General features: G+C 40.2%; 21 protein-coding genes. 10 read left to right on the top strand and 11 right to left on the bottom strand.

From position 1 onward, the window contains the following. Window positions 1-182 precede the first annotated feature (182 nt). Window positions 183-2,093, top strand: coding sequence for a hypothetical protein (locus tag HWQ44_RS00430; RefSeq protein ID WP_292713505.1), 1,911 nt, complete (start codon window positions 183-185; stop codon window positions 2,091-2,093). Window positions 2,094-2,159: 66 nt separating this feature from the next. Continuing rightward, on the top strand, window positions 2,160-2,441 hold the full coding sequence (locus tag HWQ44_RS00435) for a hypothetical protein (protein WP_292713507.1): 282 nt from the start codon (window positions 2,160-2,162) through the stop codon (window positions 2,439-2,441). 173 nt (window positions 2,442-2,614) lie between these two features. On the opposite strand, the gene HWQ44_RS00440 is transcribed toward HWQ44_RS00435, so the two are convergent. Next, window positions 2,615-3,130, bottom strand: coding sequence for a hypothetical protein (locus HWQ44_RS00440; protein WP_292713509.1), 516 nt, complete (start codon window positions 3,128-3,130; stop codon window positions 2,615-2,617). A 548-nt stretch (window positions 3,131-3,678) separates the two neighbouring features. On the opposite strand from HWQ44_RS00440, the gene HWQ44_RS00445 reads away from it, so the two are divergent. Beyond that, window positions 3,679-4,104 carry a plasmid mobilization relaxosome protein MobC gene (locus HWQ44_RS00445; protein WP_292713511.1) on the top strand — a complete coding sequence of 142 codons (426 nt, stop codon included), beginning with the start codon at window positions 3,679-3,681 and terminating at the stop codon, window positions 4,102-4,104. A gap of 4 nt (window positions 4,105-4,108) precedes the next feature. After that, window positions 4,109-4,744 carry a relaxase/mobilization nuclease domain-containing protein gene (locus HWQ44_RS00450; protein ID WP_292713512.1) on the top strand — a complete coding sequence of 212 codons (636 nt, stop codon included), beginning with the start codon at window positions 4,109-4,111 and terminating at the stop codon, window positions 4,742-4,744. A 417-nt stretch (window positions 4,745-5,161) separates the two neighbouring features. Here the strand turns inward: HWQ44_RS00450 and HWQ44_RS00455 are convergent, their stop codons facing one another. The 5 genes from HWQ44_RS00455 to HWQ44_RS00470 all read right to left on the bottom strand — a co-directional run bounded on the left by HWQ44_RS00455 (window position 5,162) and on the right by HWQ44_RS00470 (window position 9,600). Further along, window positions 5,162-7,591 carry a TIR domain-containing protein gene (locus HWQ44_RS00455; RefSeq protein ID WP_292713514.1) on the bottom strand — a complete coding sequence of 810 codons (2,430 nt, stop codon included), beginning with the start codon at window positions 7,589-7,591 and terminating at the stop codon, window positions 5,162-5,164. A gap of 408 nt (window positions 7,592-7,999) precedes the next feature. Next, window positions 8,000-8,461, bottom strand: a complete 462-nt coding sequence (locus HWQ44_RS00460; protein ID WP_292713515.1) for a hypothetical protein — start codon at window positions 8,459-8,461, stop codon at window positions 8,000-8,002. Continuing rightward, a complete protein-coding gene (locus HWQ44_RS33475; RefSeq protein ID WP_366931331.1) occupies window positions 8,462-8,713 on the bottom strand; it encodes a hypothetical protein in 252 nt (83 codons plus the stop codon). Further along, window positions 8,710-9,315 carry a hypothetical protein gene (locus tag HWQ44_RS00465; protein ID WP_292713516.1) on the bottom strand — a complete coding sequence of 202 codons (606 nt, stop codon included), beginning with the start codon at window positions 9,313-9,315 and terminating at the stop codon, window positions 8,710-8,712. The genes HWQ44_RS33475 and HWQ44_RS00465 overlap by 4 nt, the downstream gene beginning before the upstream one ends. Window positions 9,316-9,369: 54 nt before the next feature. Next, window positions 9,370-9,600 carry a hypothetical protein gene (locus HWQ44_RS00470; RefSeq protein ID WP_292713518.1) on the bottom strand — a complete coding sequence of 77 codons (231 nt, stop codon included), beginning with the start codon at window positions 9,598-9,600 and terminating at the stop codon, window positions 9,370-9,372. A gap of 177 nt (window positions 9,601-9,777) precedes the next feature. Here HWQ44_RS00470 and HWQ44_RS00475 point away from each other — a divergent pair, with 177 nt between their 5' ends. From HWQ44_RS00475 to HWQ44_RS00495, 5 genes are all read left to right on the top strand, one after another. Beyond that, a complete protein-coding gene (locus HWQ44_RS00475) occupies window positions 9,778-10,632 on the top strand; it encodes a TIR domain-containing protein (RefSeq protein WP_292713520.1) in 855 nt (284 codons plus the stop codon). 92 nt (window positions 10,633-10,724) lie between these two features. Then, window positions 10,725-10,898: a hypothetical protein gene (locus HWQ44_RS00480; RefSeq protein WP_292713522.1), complete on the top strand. Its 174-nt coding sequence runs from the start codon at window positions 10,725-10,727 to the stop codon at window positions 10,896-10,898. 608 nt (window positions 10,899-11,506) lie between these two features. Next, complete coding sequence (parA, locus tag HWQ44_RS00485; protein WP_292713524.1) at window positions 11,507-12,157, top strand: ParA family partition ATPase; 651 nt, start codon at window positions 11,507-11,509, stop codon at window positions 12,155-12,157. Then, the gene (locus HWQ44_RS00490; RefSeq protein ID WP_292713526.1) at window positions 12,144-12,419 is read left to right on the top strand and encodes a hypothetical protein; all 276 of its coding nucleotides are present in this window, start codon (window positions 12,144-12,146) and stop codon (window positions 12,417-12,419) included. The genes parA and HWQ44_RS00490 overlap by 14 nt, the downstream gene beginning before the upstream one ends. Window positions 12,420-12,521: 102 nt before the next feature. Next, window positions 12,522-13,538: a PDDEXK nuclease domain-containing protein gene (locus tag HWQ44_RS00495; RefSeq protein ID WP_069072667.1), complete on the top strand. Its 1,017-nt coding sequence runs from the start codon at window positions 12,522-12,524 to the stop codon at window positions 13,536-13,538. Window positions 13,539-13,747: 209 nt separating this feature from the next. On the opposite strand, the gene HWQ44_RS00500 is transcribed toward HWQ44_RS00495, so the two are convergent. Beyond that, entirely contained in the window at window positions 13,748-14,092 is a 345-nt protein-coding gene (locus HWQ44_RS00500) for a hypothetical protein (RefSeq protein ID WP_292713529.1), read from the bottom strand. Window positions 14,093-14,247: 155 nt separating this feature from the next. On the opposite strand from HWQ44_RS00500, the gene HWQ44_RS00505 reads away from it, so the two are divergent. Further along, a complete protein-coding gene (locus HWQ44_RS00505; RefSeq protein WP_292713531.1) occupies window positions 14,248-15,573 on the top strand; it encodes a hypothetical protein in 1,326 nt (441 codons plus the stop codon). A gap of 56 nt (window positions 15,574-15,629) precedes the next feature. Here the strand turns inward: HWQ44_RS00505 and HWQ44_RS00510 are convergent, their stop codons facing one another. From HWQ44_RS00510 to HWQ44_RS00525, 4 genes are all read right to left on the bottom strand, one after another. Beyond that, window positions 15,630-16,232 carry a tyrosine-type recombinase/integrase gene (locus HWQ44_RS00510; RefSeq protein WP_292713533.1) on the bottom strand — a complete coding sequence of 201 codons (603 nt, stop codon included), beginning with the start codon at window positions 16,230-16,232 and terminating at the stop codon, window positions 15,630-15,632. 530 nt (window positions 16,233-16,762) lie between these two features. Then, window positions 16,763-18,196 carry an NADH:flavin oxidoreductase gene (locus HWQ44_RS00515; RefSeq protein WP_292713535.1) on the bottom strand — a complete coding sequence of 478 codons (1,434 nt, stop codon included), beginning with the start codon at window positions 18,194-18,196 and terminating at the stop codon, window positions 16,763-16,765. A 237-nt stretch (window positions 18,197-18,433) separates the two neighbouring features. Then, window positions 18,434-19,387 carry a hypothetical protein gene (locus HWQ44_RS00520; RefSeq protein WP_292713536.1) on the bottom strand — a complete coding sequence of 318 codons (954 nt, stop codon included), beginning with the start codon at window positions 19,385-19,387 and terminating at the stop codon, window positions 18,434-18,436. Between the two features lie 1,006 nt (window positions 19,388-20,393). Next, window positions 20,394-21,320: a hypothetical protein gene (locus tag HWQ44_RS00525; RefSeq protein WP_292713538.1), complete on the bottom strand. Its 927-nt coding sequence runs from the start codon at window positions 21,318-21,320 to the stop codon at window positions 20,394-20,396. Window positions 21,321-21,405 lie beyond the last annotated feature (85 nt).

Raw genomic sequence — 21,405 nt, forward strand, 5'->3', positions numbered from 1 at the left:
TCGTAACCCATTCGACTACACAGCCCCATTCATGATTTTGGGTTGCATCTTATTTGATATCGGCACAATGATGGCAGGTGAAATTGGGTTCGCTATTTGGCGGTTGACCAAAGATTAAAGTGAGTGCCGCTCAACAACTCTCTTCGTCGAGCGGCTTCTTAACTCAACGAGGCATTTGTTTTATGCATTGCAATAATATCCCAAAAATCACAACTAAAGAAACTGAAAATTTGCGATCGCAGTATCCTAGTCTCTCGCATTTAGAAGCCGGGAATATCGCCCAATGGTTGCAAGAGCGCAAAGACCAATTATTTGAAATGGCCCGAGTTTCTGAGAACGAAGCAGACATGACCCGTGTACTTGGTTTGTTGGCTGGGGGGATAGGAGCGGTTTGTTATGCTGTCAACCCACTGGCTGTAGTTGGTGGTTTAATTGGCGGTGCTGCGTGGCTATGGTTTGTTGTCGAACACTCTAACCGCACTAAAGAAATTGCGCCAATACCTTTTGTACGTGGCAACTTTATAGATGCTCTAGCTCGTACTGGGGACTATGATTCTAGAAGCAATTATCAAGCGGATCATCTTGCCAACACTGTTAAATTTCTAGAGCGACACGAGGCTGAAGAGTACGCCTTTCTTCTAGCTGAATTTGAAAATATTGGGCAGTATTTAACCCAAGTTGAACCAGGAAAACGCTTTTATGCTTATCGCTGGATGTTTGGCTGGTTTGGCAAGCTTAAGGGTCGTCAGCTACCCACTTATCAAAGTATGGCTCTCCATTTACAGGATGTGACCATTGACAGCCGGGTGAATCTGTCGGAGATAAGTGCTATCGCACAAGCTCAAACCCAGTTACCACCTACCGTAGATATCAAGCAATTTCAATTACCAATTGTTGATATTCGGGACACTCACCAAGCAGATCATCTTTCTAGACCGGAGGAGTTGCAGCCATCAGCTAGTGGGCTTGCACCAGAGACTATAACTCATCTCCCTCTGGCGAATAGAGCAAACGCACTCATCGCGGCTTTAACGAAAAGTGGTTTTCAAGTAGAAGATATGATGAGTTCTCAGGTAATTGCGATCGCTGGTACTCAACGAGGTGGCAAGGGAACCTTAGCAGCAATCTTAGCAACATTATCTCTAGCTTTAGATTCGGGATTAAATACCCAATACTTTACAGCCGGGGTGGACGTTTACCCCTTTAGTTGCAATCTTATTTCTGCCCTTAAGTACCCGGAAAAAGATGCGGACGGGGCAGATAAACTAGTCGCCCGTGACTTGCTTAAATTTCTTAAAGGCTTAGATGCAAGTGAACCTTACTCACACAAAAACTTACTGTTAGTCATTGATGAAGCAATGCGGTTGCTGTCCTTACTTGATGAGAGCGATCGCACTTGGGCTATCCAATATTTACTTTCTCGCTTCGCCAAGTGTGGCGGTACATTAATCATTGTCTTGCACGGATCTAACTTAACTTCTGTGGTTGGCAAGGCGACAGCAGGACTAGCAGACACCTTTAAGCAATCAGTTAACTTTATTGGTTGTGTAGCTCAGTCTGTCAGCGCTGGCGGATTGCGAAAAATTAATGTTGCCAGTGGCGAATATTTCAAAGCCAACCCTAATAACTTTGCTGAACCTGTTAGCGGTGGCAATTTGGGCATGATTCCAGACTGGTTAAAGATAGAGTTACACCCAGGCAATGGTCAACCAGATCCAGCTAGAACATTACTCAAATTTTTCCCGGAACTGGTGCAGCATCACCAGCCAGCAGTTATGCCCAGAGGGGAGAAAATTGCACCATCAGACGCAGTTAATCAGCTAGAATCCATTTTCTCAAAGCCTACCCAAGAGATTGAATTTGTAGAGATAGAAGAAGAACTGAGTATTTCTCTTGCTGATAAGGAGCAGATTTTAAACATCGTTACTTCAGCCGTGACAACACCAGTCAGCTTTGCCGCGATTAGAAATAGCCGAAAGTGGGGTGAAGAGAAACCTAGTGTTCGGTATTTAAGGGGTGCGCTTGCACAACTTATAGAATCCCAGCAATTGAAGGGTAGTGAGAAGTCAGGCTTTACCGCTTTTTCAGATTAAATCCCCTTGGCGACACACGAATAATTTGACTAATAGACCGATATTCATTCCAGGTAAATTCTCTTTATGGCACGCCCCAAATCCGATAAATCTAATTTGTCAAATCTCACAATTCGCTTAGAATCAAGATATATAAGCGACCTCAATCTTTATGCACAGGCTGTTGGTAAAAATCGCTCGGAGATTCTTCGCTCACTGATTATAGAAGCACTTTCAGCTATTCCTGAACATCAAAGGCTAGTTATGTCTGTTCTTGCCAAATCTCGGCAGGGAGAATTTAACTCAGATATAGCAATAGACATTCAGACCAAATCTGACAGCTTTCTTCAGGACAATGGTGATGGCTAAAAATCAATATCCTCTTTATATTCTCCTTAATTAGTGTCATTTATCTTGAGCGAAAATAATAGCAGTATTGGTTAGGGATAGCTGGACTATCCTTAACCAATACTGTTTATATCAGGAAATTAATTGGCATTAGCTACCGATATTCTCTCTCAAATATTTTTACGATTAATCATTTATATTTCATCATCACTGTAAATTTTTGGCACAAAAGCATAGCTGTTTGATTGGCTAGTTGGTGACGATTTCTCCGATTCCTCCTTAGCTACCGCTTTCTTGCGCTTACTGGTTTTATTTGTTGAAAGAGAAGATTTTTCACTTGTAGAGGGCAATGAACTAGACGACCCATCAGCATTAGAAATCTCTTGTGAGGTCGATTGTTCAGATGATGACGAATTTAAATCTGATGATGAACCAAGCGAATTCTCACCAGATGTATTAGCACTCGTTGTCAAAGCTTTCTTGTGAAAAATCTTCAGACCACTAGCCGCCAGTTCTACCCCGTGACCTTGAAACACATCAGAAACATCGTCATAAGAGTAGCCAGCCTCTAACATCTCTTGAATAGGTTTAGCCAAACTTTTAACTAAATCAGACAGGTTGATAGTTTTAGGAGTAGCTGCCTTCTGCTTGAGACTGGTTTGAATATCTTCTACTTTCGACAAAGGAACAGCTTTCGGTTTGCGAGACATAGCCACCAGTAATAATAAATCACTTCATTGTAAAAAAGTTGTGGTCAGAAAAAGTTTAAGTTTCTTGTCGCAATGTGACGAACATCAACAAAAAAGGGTTTGTATCTTCGTGAGGTAGACTAGTTTAAAAAAGCCGTTACGCACGAATCAACATCCTTACTATCACTAGTATGGGCAGCATTGCCCAATAGACCCTGCCCTCGATTACATCGAGGATATTGCAGAGAGTCAATCGTGGTTCGCCACAGTCTCGTACTCCCCCAGTCTCCCGTTGTGCCCCCTGGATCTGGTTGACCCTAGTCTGTCGTGGGGCATAGGCAAGCAATACGCCGTAACGCGCTACCGCGCTCCTTTCCCTATGGGAAAGCGTCGTGTTTGCTTGTTGGGGGTGTCCCCCAAACCCCCGAAAAGCCGTTCTTTTCAAGGGGTAAATAAGTCAAGAGAGTTCCGGGTTATTCGCCTACCTGCTCGGCGCTCCGCGCCATAGCAGCTACAGCGAATAACCCGGTAAAAAATGAAGAAGCAGATAAATGAACTCCTAACTAGTTATGCAAGCAGACCCCCGCACCAATCTTAGTAATCAACTAGCTGACACATTAAACAATCGGTCAGTAGCACCAGATGAAAAGCGAGAAGTAACCATCACGTTTAGGGCTAGCTATGCTGAAAAAGCGAGGCTAGAGCAACGGTGTACTGGAGTGGTGCAAAGCGACTATATAAGAGCGAGATTATTTGACTACCCTTTACCACATCCTAAATTAGTCATTCCCGAAGCGAACCGACAGGCTATCTATGAGTTAAAGAAGATTGGTAACAACCTGAATCAACAGACTAGGGCTATTAACGAAGCTGTGAAAATTGGTAGCCAACCGTTGACTAACGAGGTGAAATTATATCTGAAAACTCTTGAAGAACTGACAGCACTTTTAGAACAGACTCGCCAATCACTCACTCAAGCATCGGTAGAGGGTTAGCTAAATGATTACCAAAGTTAAAGCTAATAAATCATTTCGCGGGACAACTAAATATGTGCTTGAGAAAGAGAAAGCTAAGATTATTGGCGGGAATATGTATGGTAAAAGTACCAATGAACTGGTCGAGCAGTTTACCCTATCAGCCCACCTTAACCCTCAACTTAAAGACCCCTGCTACCACTTAATGCTTAGTGTACCTCAGACTGATAGAACTCTCAATGATGACGAATTAGCTAATCTATCTCAACGTCACTTTGCGAATATCATTGTGTTGTCACGGCTTCAAGGTGATGAAGCTCAAGTTAAACAGCCTGATAAAAGGATAGCTGACACCAAACTGAACCAGCTAGTTGATGACTTTATAGAAACTGAACTACCAGCTTATGACTTCTTTATAGCGCGGCACTCTGATAAAGAACACGACCACACCCACATCGTTGCATCTAGAGTTAATAATCTAGATGGTAAGTCTATTCGCACTTGGAATAATTACGCCCATTCGGAACACTCCGCCCGACTACTAGGCATCACCGTGCCAAAACGGGAAAATTGTACGCTAAGGCTAAAAGCCTTGTCCAGCAAGCATCTTAGCCCCTCGGTTTTCTACAGCACCCGTGAGCGGCTGTTTACCCTCAATTGATTGGTGCAGAGTACTACCAATACTCTGCACCATCTCCCAAGACTAATTCGAGTCAAAAGTGATAAATGCAGGTATGCCATTTGCTCAAAACAAATAATTTTTATAGCGTTGAGGTTAGCATCAGTTCCTTAGAGTACAATTTTCCCGTTTTGGCACAGTGATGCCTACATACGTAAAAGTCAAATCATCTGCTGTTTTACAGTAGTGGTATGTCAACAAAAAGGGAATTTGATTATGGCGATATATAAAGACGAAGGCGACGTTATTGAGATCACTCTTCCTCATTTGCGCTCTCTTAGTAATTTTATTTAAAAATGGCGGAAACCAATATATAGTAGAGTTTCCCGACCATCTTGCAGGTTTTTACACATATCTCGGCTCAATAGCATTTTTGTATTATAGAATGTCAAACAAAGTTTACCTTGTTTCTGCTTGTTTAATTAAGAAGGAAGCAAAATCAGCTTGTTCATTAAGTCTTTTGTTGACGTAATTTTTAATTTCCGAATAAATATTTTTTTGTAAAAGTTCTGAACTTAATTGTTCATTAATGTCTTTTTCCACATCGTTACGCTTCTCGCTTATTAAATTAGTTATCTGATCGTTATCCAAGAAAAAAATTCGTAATTTTATAGGTAGAGGGGTTGTTCTTAATAAATTTTCAAAAATACCTTTTATGTTGTCGTATTTATCTTTGATATAACTCAATGCCTGATCTCGTTTTACTACAATTCCTGCTATTGCTAAAGCCTCTACTAATATAGGCACTATAGTAACACTATCAATAGCTATAATAATAATAACAATGGAAATAAAGAAGAATAATGTAGATATTAATACAGGTAAAGTGGCATAAACTTTTTTAGATATCTTTTCTATTAGCAAACTATTCATTTCTAAATAAAAATTAACATCATTATTATCTGGATTTATAGATATATCAAATATTCTGTTTGGTATGTTATGCCTGTCACATAACTCATCAGTAGATTTTTGAATTTCTTCTCCTAAATGTTCTATCAATTTTTGAGTTTCTATTTCGGAAAAATTATTTTCTTTGTCTAAATCATTCTTGATTTCTATTTGAATTTTTTCTTCTATAGCGGCAATTGTTTGAATTTCTCCATCTCTCCACTTCTCAATACAGCTTTTCAGAATGTTCAAAGTTTTCTCAGTTAGTGACTTTGCTGAATTCTTTGAAAATTTTTGTATAGCTTTTTTTATAATAGAATCCAGCTTTTCTGGTTCATCAATAAATTCTTTTACTTCTTTTCTAAAAAGATCGATTTTGAAATCAATACGTCCTAATATTGCAAGTCCTTTAGCTACAGATAATTCTGGTTCTAAGCCACGTATGACTTCCGATTGAGGAAATTCTTCTTCGCAAATCTCACGAGTAAACGACATATGAGACCCACCACCAGTCATGAATATTATTTCTGGTGATTGAATTTCCTTCTTGCATTCTTGTAGTGCATCGGTAAAAGCTTGTTTCCAGGTTCTGCCCTTTAATTGATCAATGGGGGAAATTAAGGGGTTGTTTAATATCTCTTCCATATCCTTTTTATTAAAACTAACTTCAAAGTATAACTTTCCTCCATTGGGTTTATTTATTTTCTTTTCTTTTTCAATTGAGGTATTATTATCACTTTCTCTTGAAAAATACTCTTCTTTAGCTGTACGACATGTCAATAAACACTGTAATTTTAAAGGAATATTAGATTGGAACAACCTATTGAATTCTTCTCTCTCTTCAGGTGACAGACGTTCTAATGTTTTATTAAAAATTAATTCGTCTATTAGGCTACCTCCTAGATTGTTATATCCAAGCTCCAGAGGAAATTCTACAGAGTTTTTTATAATAGTAAAGTCAGTAGTTGATGAACCTATATCAATAATTAGTAAATTATTTAGTAAATTATCAGGTGATTTGGTAAGTGATTTTTGCAACTTTCCAGTTTCTTTTGCTTCTAGAAAAGCAGCTCTTGACTCAGGTCTAACCTTGACGTTAGTCATTCCTGCATCTTGTAAAATTTCCTCATATTCTTTAATTAAACTTTCTTCATTCCACCCTGATGGATGTCCTACAAAGAAATGTGTGTTTGTATCTAGTTTAGCTTTACCTTCTTTTTTTAAAATATTTAAACATTCTCCAACAAAAAATTTGAGTGATTCTGTCTTACTTTTCTTAAAATCGGGGGTTTTAAAATGAATATATAAATTATCAATACCATTGTTCTGAATATAAGCATCTTCACCTATGACAATATCACCAGTGTTAGAGAAAGTAACTGCTGTAATAATACTTCTCTTTCCATAAATCTCTGCTACTCGAGGTTCATAAGAGGAAGATAAATTTGTGATTGCAATAGCACTTTCTCCATGTCCTAAATCAAATCCTATAATCTCTAAATTTTTATCATCTTTATATTTACGTATATTTTTTACTATGCTTTTTAACTTTTGGTGATAATTAAAAATAGGAAAAATGTCAATGCCGTGCATGGATGAAATTTTATCTGGAATTTTACTGTCATCAAGACGTACTGGGAAAATGAAGAAATCAGTTGATGGTTTTTTATTTTTCACATCAAGTGCTATGTCTATTTCTTTTTGTACATATCCATTAATTTTAGTTGTTGACTGTGATGAAATTAGAGCAATAAAAAACATAACGTTATTTATTGCTTCTGGAATTGTCATTTTCCACCTTTCTCCTAAATTAAGAGATCGGTCGTCGAACCAAACACTAATTCCCTCACTTTCAAAATCTTTGCAAAGCTTTTCAGCTTCTACTAAATTCTCACGAGCATAACTGATAAATACGTCACATTTACGAGATTCCATCATATTTTGCTAGAAAATTAATTATCTAAGGGAATAACAATTATACATAATTTCAGTTTGGATACTTTACTCCTACTTACACCTATTTTAGCAAGTAGAACGAGGTGAAAAAACCAAACTGTGTAAAGATAAGTAAATACGTGTAATGTGTATACCAAAGGAATGCGGAACTATTAAAAACTTTGAAAGCTATGCAGGACAAGTGTTTTCAGACCATCTTGCATATTTTTACACATATCTCGGCTCAATACCATAATGAGGTATATGGTCAACTTACACTAACAAGCTACAAAGCGAGAAATGGAGATTCCGCCAAAATTCCTGAACTAACGCATTAATAAATCTTATCGTAACTTTTCCAGTGCAAGGAATGGTAAACAGCAGGTGTTATGAAGGGAAACATTGCAACTGCTAGAGGATGATAAATCTTGCAATAATTACAGTAAGTACCAATGTCAGATAAAACGGATATACGGAAAACGAGAGACTAGAAGAAAATAACAAATTGACCACATTCATTCCTTTCGGCGGCTTCAAGACGAAGAGTTTATCTGTTGCAACTTCGCCAGAATGTAGCTCTTTTACAAAATTGTTGTATATCTCACGAAAGTTTCTCTCTTGACCTAAGTAGTAACAATCCAGCAGAAAGAAAAGTACTATTGGTATCAGAGCTATCAAAGCGTAATTTGGCTTGTTCTTGTCTGCAATCACCACCAGAATCGCTGAGACTAAAGAGACGCACCAAGTTTTGCAGTTGGCACTGTTAGTTGCCATACGCATGATAATTCCCTGCAAAATGTTCAGGTAACTTTGCACGGCGTTGGAATCCGGCGTTACCTTACTTGGTTGTGACTGCTGACCAGAGTTACTCACTTATCTTCCAATTGCTATTGCTGCACTTTCAATCCACTTACTAAAGTTATTGTACCCGTCATCGCGTACCCAGTTGTAAGTAGGATAAATTTGGGAAAGAAGTACGTTTTGACCATTGAGTATAGTAGAAAAATTGTCAAACGGATTTCCCCCATAAAAATCAGTGTGCCCGTTAATGCTACGAATGTTGTGTATGTAAATACCTATCATTCTGTGACCCCGTTCATAACTTTCCTGTATTTCATAGTTCACCCAAAGTCGTGTGCTTGTTTCAATTGAATTGCACTGACTGGTGTGCCACTTAATACCTCATACAACACATACACCAAAGTCCCATGCCCCTCTGGCTGTAAGGCATCAATTGCCCAAATCAAACCGCCATGTTCATCGGCTGTGGCAGCTAATTTCGAGTGCGTATGTGCAATCGTTCCACCCAACAGTGCCAGAAATTGACGGTATAGCTTGCCTACGTTCCGCTCATTAATTTCGATCCCACGCTGGTTTAACTTTTCTTGGATCTCAATTAACTGTTGATGTTCATGTTCATGTTGCCAACCTATGAATGCCAGCACATCTAAACCATAAGTACTACTAGGCAAGCTATACTTTAATACGCCACTTGCGTAGTAGTGTTTATTAAAGTGCGTACAGAGCCGATTCTTACATTCTTTGCTTTTACCTGCTACAAACACTGCTCCACTCATGGTTTGAACGGTTTTACGCATGTGCCAGGCTCTGCGGTTAACTAAATTATTGTCACAATGGATATACTTATCTAACTCACATTCCACAATTATACGTTGGGCATCAGGAAAACTTCGTTGTGGGCGATGACGTGGCTTCTTTACTATCACGCTTCTTTTGCTGCTGGTAGATTCCTTTTTCAGCTTACCTGCTTTACATACCGATTAGACAGCTAGGGGTATTAGCTTCATTTCATGCCTAGTACTCGGAACATGATCCAGCGCGAAAGTATCTAGGTAGACGTTGTTGGGCTGCGTGTAACCTTTCCTCTGCATGATCTCGCGCTGCAACCACTGCGCGAACATCGCACCCCCATCAGCCGCTCCAAAACTTAGAACAATGTGTGTTGTACCATATTTACTTACAATCTGTTTAATTGTGTCTTCTTTAGTCATGAGTTTACTTTAAATAACTTGTGAACTTTAACACAATTTTTTCTGTAACTTTATTTATAAATTTAAGAATCAAACTTATATGATTTTAACAAAAACATATATCTAAAATTCTTATATAAAGATGATTATAAGCAGGTATATAAATAATTAAATTGTAGAGTTAAGACTTAGCTAATTATGATGAAATTATATGAATACGACTTTGCGTTCTCTTTTGCTGGTGAAGACCGAGAGTACGTTGAAGCAGTTGCAAAGACCCTCAAAAGTTTTAATATTAAAGTTTTCTATGATGTATTTGAGCAGGTTAATCTTTGGGGTAAGGACTTGTACATCCACTTGGATGAAGTTTACCGTAACAAAGCACGTTTTTGCGTTATATTCATTTCGGAAAATTATCGAAGGAAGAATTGGACTAATCATGAGCGGGAGAGCGCTCAGGCTCGTGCATTTCAGAAAAATGAAGAGTATATTCTTCCTGCCCGATTTGATAGTACAGAAATTCCAGGTGTTCGTTCAACAGTAGGTTATATCAATCTACTAGAATTAACACCACAACAATTTGCTCAGATTCTCATAGAGAAGCTTAAAATTGCTCATTCAGATGCTTTAGACGTTCCTAAATCTATTCCGAAAGCTAGCCGAGCAAAAGGTGCTGTGAAAGTATCTGATGTCAACAAACCGAAACCTCATCAAATGACTATTGTCCAGCAAGGTGGTGCATTAGATAGTTCTAAAGATTCAAGACCTAAAACAAAAACTGTAAATCTCACTCTTGAGGGAATTAGTCAGTTATTTAACGATAAACCTGTAGTCTATAAAATTTTAACTGAAGGAGGGAAAAACAATTATACAGGGGTAGCAAAGAAGGGAAAAGTTTACACGACTATTCAAAAGCATCTACAAAGTGGAAAAAATTATGTACCTGGGTGCAAAGTTCAAATTGAGCGGATGAGTAGTATCCAGGAAGCTCAACAGAAAGCGAAAAGAATTATAAAAAGAAGTCGTCCTAAGTATAACAAGCCAATCAAATAATTATCAGCAATTCCAAATTCAAATTTTGACAACGGGTACAGTCTAGCTTGAGGATAAAGGAGTATTTCTTCAAAGGCATCAAGATGGAGCCAATGACACTGAGTTTTGGAGTAATGCTGGGGTTTCTTCAACGAGCGATCGCTAAATCAACTACATTGCCTTTAAGCGCAAAGTCTTGGAAATCTTTTAAAAAACCGCTTGCTCGTCTTCTTGCTCTTACCATATTTTTTGTTGGTACTATCTGGAAGTTTGTTGTATTTTTGTAAAAATGGCATCACGTGCCGGAGTATATAAAACTGATTGTGGTAAATATTGGTATCTTACCAGCCGAAGATCCATGTATTTGATAAAGTTATATTTTGCATAGAAAAGTGGCAGAATGCAGTTATACAATGGCATCTGCTGCTAGTACATGAGCATCAATGTAAGTGAATTGACTATTAATTGAGAAAATCTCTAGTTAGCTTATTATTTAGGCTTATAGATTCATGCAGCATTACACATTTGAGCCATTACGTGTAATTAGTGCCTATATATATTGATCTAACGCGATCGCTTTTTTGGCATTGAGCCGACAACCGTGTAATTTGGGTTTCTTGAGAGAATGTACTCTACTAATAACAAACAAGCCTGTCTTGAGATCACAACAGACATTAGATAAGCTTGTAATTAATTTAGCTTTAGATTACTGAGACGCAAAGACCGTGTAAAAGTGGTCAATTGATAGCTACAAATGTATTTTTGTAATTAATTACATTTGTATTAATACTCTTTTGTGCATTTGTAAATTTGTAATTTAGGGATTAAGCTTGGTATTGTTAATTTCTGGAATTTGTCATAACCTAATGAATTACATTTTTACAAAAACACATTTATGAAAATTGCAGTTTTGAACCAGAAGGGGGGCAGTGGTAAAACCACAGTATCTATCCATTTGGCTCATGCTTTTTCTATGAGAGGGTATCGAGTATTACTTGTTGATACTGACCCTCAAGGCTCAACCCGTGACTGGGCAGCAGCACGTAATGGTGAGGCTCCATTTAGCGTTATTGGTTTGGATCGCCCTATCTTGCATAAAGAATTGCCCAAACTAGCGCAGGGGTATGATTTTGTTTTCATTGATGGTGCGCCAAGAGTTTCTGACTTAACCAGATCAGCAATCATGGCAGTGGATTTTGTGCTGGTTCCTGTACAACCATCTCCTTTGGATGTGTGGGCGGTGCATGAGGTAGTAGAACTAGTACAAGAGGCCACTATATATAAGCCAGACCTAACAGCAGCATTTCTAATCAACAGAAAGATAGTGAACACTGCTCTTGGGCGAGAGGTAACTGAAGTTTTAGGAGAATACCCCTTTCCAGTGTTAAAAGCACAGATAAGTCAAAGGGTAGCATTTGCTGAGTGTTTGAACATTGGGAGTACTGTTTTGGAGGCTGCCCCGAAAAGTGCTGCCAGTGATGAAGTACGAGCTGTTGTTGAGGAAATATTAGAAGCAAGAGAGGAAACGAATCATGGCAGAAGTTAAAAAATCACAAAAACTAAGCTTGAGGCCAGGTGTTCAGAAAACGCCTGTAAAAGATGAAGCAGCAGCGTGGGTGGAAAGTCGTAATGGTGCTGAAACGCCTAGTACTACAGGGACAGAAGAAGTTAACAACGGCAAAAGCAAGCGAGTTACTTTTGAAGTTACAGAGGCACAGCACCAGGAGATTAAAATCCGTGCTACCAAAAAAGGTATGACCATTAAGGAATATATGATTGCTCTAGTTGAGGAGGAGCTAAAAAGCTAATGTAATAAAGTAATTTATTACATTTGTATTTAATTACATTATTACATTATTACAACTGTTTGGAGATTTCAGATGCAGTTGGCTCTCGTTGGGGTTTGAGTTATGAGTGATTTAACGGTTAATGATGGTTCATATCAGCAGTTGTTAGATCGCATTGGTGAGTGTTTGGCGTTGGGGCGACAACGGGCTTTTGAGCAGGTTAATTCAGTTTTAGTGGAAACTTACTGGCAGATTGGGCGTTATATTGTCGAGTTTGAGCAAGCGGGCAAGGAACGGGCAGAATATGGCAGTAAGTTGTTACAGGTGCTTTCACGAGATTTGAAAGCGGCGTATGGTAAGGGGTTTAGCCGTTCTAATTTGCAGTATATGCGTCTGTTTTATTTGAACTATGAGAATTGCCAAACACTGTCTGGCAAATTGAGTTGGTCGCACTATACGGAGCTTTTAGCTATTTCCGATGATTTGGCGCGGTCATTTTATGAGCAGCAGTGCATCCAAGATCGTTGGAGTGTGCGGGAGTTGAAACGCCAGAAGGATTCGGCTTTGTTTGAGCGGGTGGCGTTGAGTAAGGATCGGGCAGAGATTTTGGCACTGGCTAAGGATGGGCAACGGATCGAGTCGGCGCGGGATGTGGTCAAAGATCCTTATGTGTTCGAGTTTTTGGATTTACCAGACCGCAATTATCGTGAGAGTGAGTTAGAAAATCGTTTAATTGCTGAGTTGGAGAAGTTTCTACTTGAGTTGGGCAAGGGGTTTGCATTTATTGGGCAGCAATACCGAATTACGTTAAACAACACGCATTTTTTTGTGGATTTGGTGTTTTATCATCGCATTCTCAAGTGTTTTGTCTTAATCGATCTGAAGACGCAAGCGGTGAGTCATCAGGATATTGGACAGATGAATATGTATCTAAATTATTTTCGCGCTGAGGAGAATATGAAGGATGACAACGAGCCGATAGGGATTGTGTTGGCGCGAGATAAGGATGAGATTTTGGTTGAGTATGCAACGGGTGGTATTTCTAATCAGCTTTTTGTGTCAAGATATCAACTTTATTTGCCAGATCCGGAGGTTTTAAAGCAGGAGTTAAGGCGGCTTTTGGAGGTAAATGATGGCTGATGTTCCCTGCCCCCTCTCAAGAGATGTCGTCTAACTATTAAATCCCGACATAAAGCGCGATCGCACCTCGGTTCTGTGAGAGATAAATTGTTAACAGGTTTTCAGTTCTCTTAGAAACCGAGGCGTAAATATAACATAGGGAAGTCAAGGATATCGCTCTTTTCAGTCCTGTGCAATTCCCACAGGACTGAAAAGAGTGATTGCTACACTTAATCTTCATCCTTTAGTTCGGGTAAAATCTTGTCGAGCCTGTCGTTAGCGTCTTTGGCAAGCTGAATACATCGCACACTTGCAGCCATTCCACCAGCGGCGGTAACGGTTCCTTCTGAAACTTTACCTGATAGCATAAGTCCACCTCCTACAACGCTAATACAGGCAGATAATGCAGTTGCAATTAGTGCGAGATTAAAACTGCAACGGGCTTGGCGCAAGCGTTCTTGAGTAATGCTAAATTCTATTTCTGAATTGGGGTTATGCATTTTGGTGGCAGGTTGCATTTGAACTGGGGTTGTTTGAGTGGTCTGGTTTTTTTCGGTCAGAGGTATGTTGCTCATAGTACATATGCAGTACGTGATGTTCACTCTTCCATCATCACCCAAAAATACTGAAACCCTGATTGTACAATGGTTTTGTTGTGATTTTATTTTGATTGTCCTATGCTTAACCTTTGATTGCATAGATAATCGAGCCTAAAATCTCTAGCGAAAGCATGAACAAAAAGAGGATACTCATCAAAGCCACTCCTAATGGTGTAGCAAAGGCTGAAAATGCTCTTCTTCAGCTAGGACTTGGATCAAAGGCTAACTTCGTAAAGGTTAAACTTTTAGGTCGCAGTACAGTTACAAAGTTTTTCCAATGCCAGCCGATTCAATATGATTCTTTCGAGAGGATATGCAATGAATTGGGTTTACCTTGGCGAGAGATTGCTAATTTAACTGAACTATCAGATGACATTCCACTTGAACCAGCCAAGGATATGCAGAACATCAGTATTGATGTTCTAGTGCAAGAGGTACGTGAAAATATAAAACCCAACCTCCAAGAACGCTGCGGCACGATGCGCGTGCTGGATATGACACAGCCCATTGGGTTAGGTGACATTTACACTAATATCAATATTTTAGAGAAAATTACTGGGCGTACACGGGTAGATATTGATGAACTGCTGCAAAACTTTAATAGTACAGAGTTAGGTGAATTTGAGCGTATTGGACTGGGTAAAGTTAAAGAAAAGCGCGTTCCCGGATTAGAGGTGGTAAAACGTCACTCCAAGCTGATGATTTTAGGTAAACCAGGCGCGGGAAAAACAACTTTTTTGAAGTATTTAGCTATCCAATGTATTAATGGAGAGTTTCAAGCAAATAAAATTCCCATTTTTATTCCTCGGATTAATGAAAAATTCTGTTCTGTAGAAACCCGCTATAAACCTGCTACTGTTCGAGCATTCTACCTCTTCCTCGACCTCGACCTCGACCACGCCCGCTCACTCGACCTCGACCTCGACCTCGACCTCGACCTCGACCTCGACCTCGACCACGCCCGCTCACTCGACCTCGACCTCGACCTCGACCTCTCCCTCTCCCTTGACCTCTCCCTCGACCTCGATCTCGACCTCGACCGCCCCCTCTCTCTTGACCTCTCTCTTGACCTCGACCTCTCCCTCTCCCTCTTCCTCTCCCTCTCCCTCTCTCTCTCCCTCTCCCTCTCCCGAACCCTCGACCTCGACCATGACATCGAATTAAAGCGATCGCTACAACAACTCAAAGACCAACTGCCCGATCCAATGGAAGATAGGGAAGTATTCAAGCATTGGTGGAGGCAAAATGGTCAAGCTTGGGCTGAACAACTCAGAACCGTGATGATTAAGCATCGTAATATTGGGCATGACTGGCAGTTTAGCGATACTCAGAAGCAACTATTGAAGCAGTACTACGATGCAAACAAGCTACTAGTTGATTGTCTCAAGAGTGATTGTTATATAAGCCGTGAAGTGCGGCAAAAGATTGAGGATACATTGCTATTGCCAGTAAGTTGAAACATAACGCGAAACTCCGATCGCACTTCATGCGGGCGCTCCGTGCCGACGACATTTCATAAATCACCCCAATCAAAATTCAGGAAGCGTCGAGCATTCAGCTTGGTATATTTCTCCGTGTGCTTAATATCGCGGTGTCCGAGGAAGTCTTGGATTTCCCTAGTGTTGTAACCCTGATTCACCAGATAGTAACCACAAGCATGGCGCATCATGTGACAGTGAACTTTGATATCAAGCCCTGCCTGTGCCGCCAATCGCCCAAGCAGCTTTCGCACCGCATCAGTAGACATCACCTCACCGCGCTCAGAAACGAAAATATATTTGCTATCTGGCAGCATCTCTCTGAGTTCTTTAAGCAAAGTTAACTCATCATCTCTCAAGGGATGAACCCCTGAGTCACTACCTTTTTCCCTGGTGATGAAAATCTGACGTTCGGCCCACATCAGTGCATCCCATCTTAAACCGCACTTAGCCCCTACAGCTTCCCCTACCCTCAGACCGTGGCGAAACATGAGCAGCATCAGTGTATAATCACGGTGAGAATAACGAGCTTTGCGCTCAAGTGCGGCATCGAGTATAGATCGCACTTCGCTCGGTGTCAGGTATTCTCTAGACCTGTAATGCTTGTTAGGTAGACGAGTTGGGGGTGGCAACCTCATTGATTATTGGTGGTAGTGTCCGGTGTACGCGCTCTATTATGGACAGTCTACTACGCCAAGATGCCTATTATTTCGTTAACAGACCAGCTACAGCTAATTTATTGAGAATAGTTGTCATTTACTGAGACGTCCGCTTTTTCCAGTCGAATCCCTATCGAAATCCGGTGCGGTGCATCCACTTTTAGAGTTCAAATACCTTAGACATAAGAATTGCTAGCCCTCCCAGAGTGCTTTGAAAGCAGGGTGGTTTCATACGAGGAAAGAAAAATACATAAGTCTTGATTTATCGTTTTGTAGCATGGCTTTTTACCCCTCTCCAAACCTCTCCCCGAAAGGTCGAGAGGCTTTGAAACCCAGTTTTTGTTTTTTCTCTGCTTGTATGAAACCACCCTGCTCCCAGAATGCTTTGAAAGGGGTTCAAAATTATCATCAACGACATTCAATGATTTCGTCTCGAACTTCGGCAGAAATTTTCTGGTCACGGGGGTAAGTGAGCAGTCGATCTCGCCTATCGCTTTCTCAGTAGGGATTTAAGTAAACACGGTCATGATTTCTCTAATCATTTCGTTGTAGTCGTCACCGTAACGAGCGATTTCGTAGCATCCCAAGGGGTTTTTCAAGGTATTGAGCAAGCATTTGTTGCAATAAGTACAAGGTCGATCTGAAATATCTTTTCCTTGGGCAAATTTCTGAACTAGGTCGTTATTGGCTACTAGAGGACGGGCGATACTTACTGCATCGCAAAATTCTTCACTAATGGCTTTGCGAATATATGATGCTTGCTGAAATCCCCCCGTGCAGATTACCGGAATCTTGACATTTTTCTTAATTGAGCGCGCATATCCAAGATTTCTGCCTTGATAAGTTTCTAAGAGTTGTTGTACCTTCTCTAGAGAGACAAACCTGCTAAAATCAGGACACAATTCGGCTGCTTTAACAGGCGCTCCTTGTATAAGATTTCCTTCTCGACGATATACCTTTCGCGGAATTCTATACCACAACCACTCAAAAATTTTATGCAGGACTGGATAGCGGAATAAAAGATAGTTGCGGAAAGTTAGATTGCCACTGGAGAGCATTGTATCGTAGCTGTTGCTGGCTTTATCTGTGGCATACTTGCCTCCAAGGGGAAACGTCCCCGGTGGATTTAAGGGATGGGGAAAGAGACTGCCAACTGAAACGTGAATGGCATCGACTCCCGCTTCTTCGAGCCACTGGCAAATTTGAACGGTCTCTTCTAATTTATTTCCTGGTTTTTCCCAAGGAATGACCGCATTATTGAAGTCTTCGGCACTGATTTTGACCTGGAAGTGAAATTTGTCTCCTACTTCCTGGCGAACTGCTTCGATAATTTCTAGTAGGAAACGAGCGCGATTTCTTAGCGAACCACCAAACTCATCTGTGCGATCGTTGATTCCTGAACTGAGAAATTGCGTGATTAAATAGCCGTTCGCTCCATGCAATTCTACGCCATCTAGCCCCGCTTCTTGAGCACGTTTAGCCCCTTTGCCAAACGCTTGCACTACCTGCCAAATTTCATCCTTGCTCATTGCTCGACACTCCAATCCGTGGAAAGATTCGGTATGGCTGGTCGAACTCTGGCGTATATAGTCGTTCTCAATGCCCTGGATGTCCTGCTGGCGACCTGAATGACTCAGTTGCATAATAAATTTGCAGCCATATTCGTGGACTTTTTCGCCTACTTGGTGCCAGAAGGAAATGCGATCGTCGCAGTGAATCGTCGCGTAATTGGGAACGATTCGTCCTTTGATAGTGACGGGAACGAAAGAAGAAACAATCGCACCGACACCGCCTCGTGCAAATTTTTCTTCCCAATTGATTCGTGCTTGGTTTCCTGAACCATCATAGTTATCGAATCTTCCAGAGATATTTGAGCGAAAGATACGATTTTTGATGGTCAGATGGCGGAACTCTAGCGGTTGAAAAATAATATCGTTTTGCATAAGCGTTTTATTGGCTTGCTATGCTTTTAATTTGACAGAATGCACAAAAAATTCTCTCTATATCTGTATTTAATACAGACTCGAATAGCAGGAAGAAAACGTGAAACCTTACACTTGAATAGGTATAGGGGTATGAGAGTGTAGGAGGAAACCTTGTCGCTTATTAACTCGCTCTTTTCTTAATTTTAAATCTAATTCTTTCTTCTACATCCTTACACCCAAAAGGAAGACCCCAACTTATGACCGCAGACATTCGATAATTTCTTCGCTGACTTTTTTACTTCTCCAATAACTTCCGTGAGCATCACCACCATGTAACAAAGCTAAAACTGTTTGACTAAAAGGTTCTGTAAGGTAGTCAAATAATCCTGCTTCGTGAGTAATTAAATCCTGAACATCAAGGAATTTGCTATTGGGATCAACCAAGTCAATGATGATTTCCTTTAAGGGATAAGCTATTGGATCTCCCGGATGAATAAAGTTTTTCCAAGGTAACTTCTGTTTACCATTATTTCCATACAGATTTTTCAGTAGCTCTTGCAGCCGTGGCGTGATGTCGTGCTGGCTTTTTGATGTAGGGTCAATTGTATTTGTGGCTTTTACTACATCAATAAGGCTAAAGATTGCAATGGGTGAACCCATTGTATGAACGCTAGCAAGCCGAATGCCTTTGAGTGGATCTTCTTTTCCCCCAGGTACTCCAAAAATGATGTCACGAATTGCCATAACATCATTTTGGCCTGGTGCATTTACAGCATCCCATCGAGCAGCAAACAAAATATCGAATAGAATCACAGTCCCCCAGCTATGAGTGACTAAGTGGAGTTGATCATCTGGTTGAAAACCCGTTAACTGGTCAACAGCTTGTTTTTTTAACTGCTCAACAACTTGAGCGCCGATAAAACGACTGATATAAAGTGCAGCATCTCCAGCAAATTGCAGAAGTTGCTTTTCACGAAATGTTTGAAACCACATTTGTTTCCATAAGGGTGATTGTTGAAGCTTTGTTAGAACGTCACATTCCGCTTGTTTAATTACATCACCCCAAAAAAGTGGTATAAACTTAAGATTTATAGCTTCAACAAGGCGAGACTGTTTTATTAGACTAATTAAATCATCGGCATAGCTAGGTTTTTCACGAATGTCATGAGTATTAACTCCATGAACAAACATAATATAATGAGTGGACATAAGTTTAATCCTCAAATTTAAATTACTTAAAGAATCTTGTTGCTAAAAGTTAAAAAATATAGAAGGTAACGCCATCTATATTTAAATCATTACTGGTCTTTAGTACCTGTTAATCAAAGTGTTGATTTATTAAAAATTAAACCAGGTTTCAGTATATTTTCTAAAATTAGAGAATTTCAATAATAATTAGAAAAGCTGATATTTATGTAAACAAACTTTTTCCAATAGGGGAGGAAATACATAGGTAGTAACCCACCTACATTTATCAGGATAAATTTATTCCTTAATTAGAGACAACATTTTAGTTTAAGTCCCCCTTCTTCAGGACGATATTGCAACTATAAATGTACGTCTTATGGCTGAGGTTATAATTTGAAAATGCAAAGCAGCCATTAGCGATTTCTGTTCTTTGAAATATGTGACTTAAAGGAAAAGATTGCCGTTTTTTAAAGTAAAAGCTTGCCGCAGTAAAGGCTGAAAGCCTTATTATTTCATTAATCCTGAATTATTTGTCGAATCTCATTCAAGAATAAGTTTGCCGCAAGTCCCACGCTAAATGTAGGCTTTGGGAGCATTTTTATGCTTTGCGATCGCACTCTTGCAAAACGGGTATTTGACCACAAAACCAGTCAGGCGATAGGTTCGGCAAGCTTATCCTTTAATTTCCGGCAATCTTTTCCTTTAAGTCACAAAATAAACATTTTTACGTTGTAGTAATTTTCACTTTATGGACTAAACCACAAACTCGGTAAACTGTTTGTACTAAGAGGATGTTTTAAAAGTAGGGAGATGTTGTAAAAAAACTTACAAGGCTTATGCTGAAATTTTCAGACGTCAGCACCTCGTGAACAAATGTCAAGAAGACCGCCTAACCGCCCCAAAACCTTAATTTGACGTGAGCGCTAGTCAGGGCTGACTCAATACTGCAAATACTTATTTATTCAGGGGGCCACACAACGGCTCTAACCCCCATAATGGCGTTGACTGATAAAACTTTAAAGCGGTTTTACTCACCCGTTTTTAACTTTGGTTTTGGTTTTGGTAATGGTTTGGTACGCGGCACAGAGGTATTATCCTGACTAGTCGCTTTTGACTTACCTTTCTTTGGTGCAGGTGGTGCTGCTGCTCTTTGCGCTTTCTTAGCTGCAAGTTGCACTGTGGCTTTATCCTCCTTAGACGCTTTGAGAAATCTCGGTGCAGCTTCTTGTGGTAGCGCAGTCAGTGCAACAAAACCGAAGACATCACGCCCTGGCAGAAATTTCGCCTTGACTGTCACAAAAACTGCGCGTCCAAGCTCCTCTTTAGCCACCTTGGGATTAAATCTGAAGGGTCGGACGGGTGCATCCTTCCATAGCAAGGGTATATGACTTGCCTTCATGAATTTCACCTTTCGGGCAGGCTCGGACTGCTTAATAAATTCGAGTCTTTCATTAGAGAAATTTCGGAACACCGAGATACAGGGAGTAGAGCAGACAGGAATGAACTGCCATAATCCTGATAATTTAAACTCCAGGTCTTCTAACTCCCCTGAGACTGTTTTATCAAATCGCCCTCTGTCAAAGCCCACTAACTGAAAAGCGATGCGATGCGGTTGCTCTTTGCGTGGAAAGTGAATTGCCTTTGGATAAACAACCAAACGCTGATTATGGTTGCCAGTATTTTCTATTTCCTTCTTGAGAGCGTTTAATACATCCCATTGTCGCTTCGAGTAGTAAAGTGGGTATTCATAGCTACCGATAGTAACAGTGCTTTGTCCATCTGAACTGAAGTTGATATCCCCAGTAATTACCCCAACAGCTTGAAATATTGCTGTTGTCGATTCAACATCTGTTTCTGTTGACGTATCAACATTTACTTGCTCTTCATCCGATGGAGTTTCAACTGTCGGTACTGCTTGGGTTGACTCAAGCGAGGTAAATTCAGCAGATGCCATGATTATTGTTAATAGGAGAGAAATCGCGGTCTAATTCAATCTTAATTGTCTATCAAGTGTCTACATGACTGGCGGCATTGTCGAT

The sequence above is a fragment of the Nostoc sp. JL34 genome, from assembly GCF_017114945.1.
GTDB lineage: Bacteria > Cyanobacteriota > Cyanobacteriia > Cyanobacteriales > Nostocaceae > Nostoc.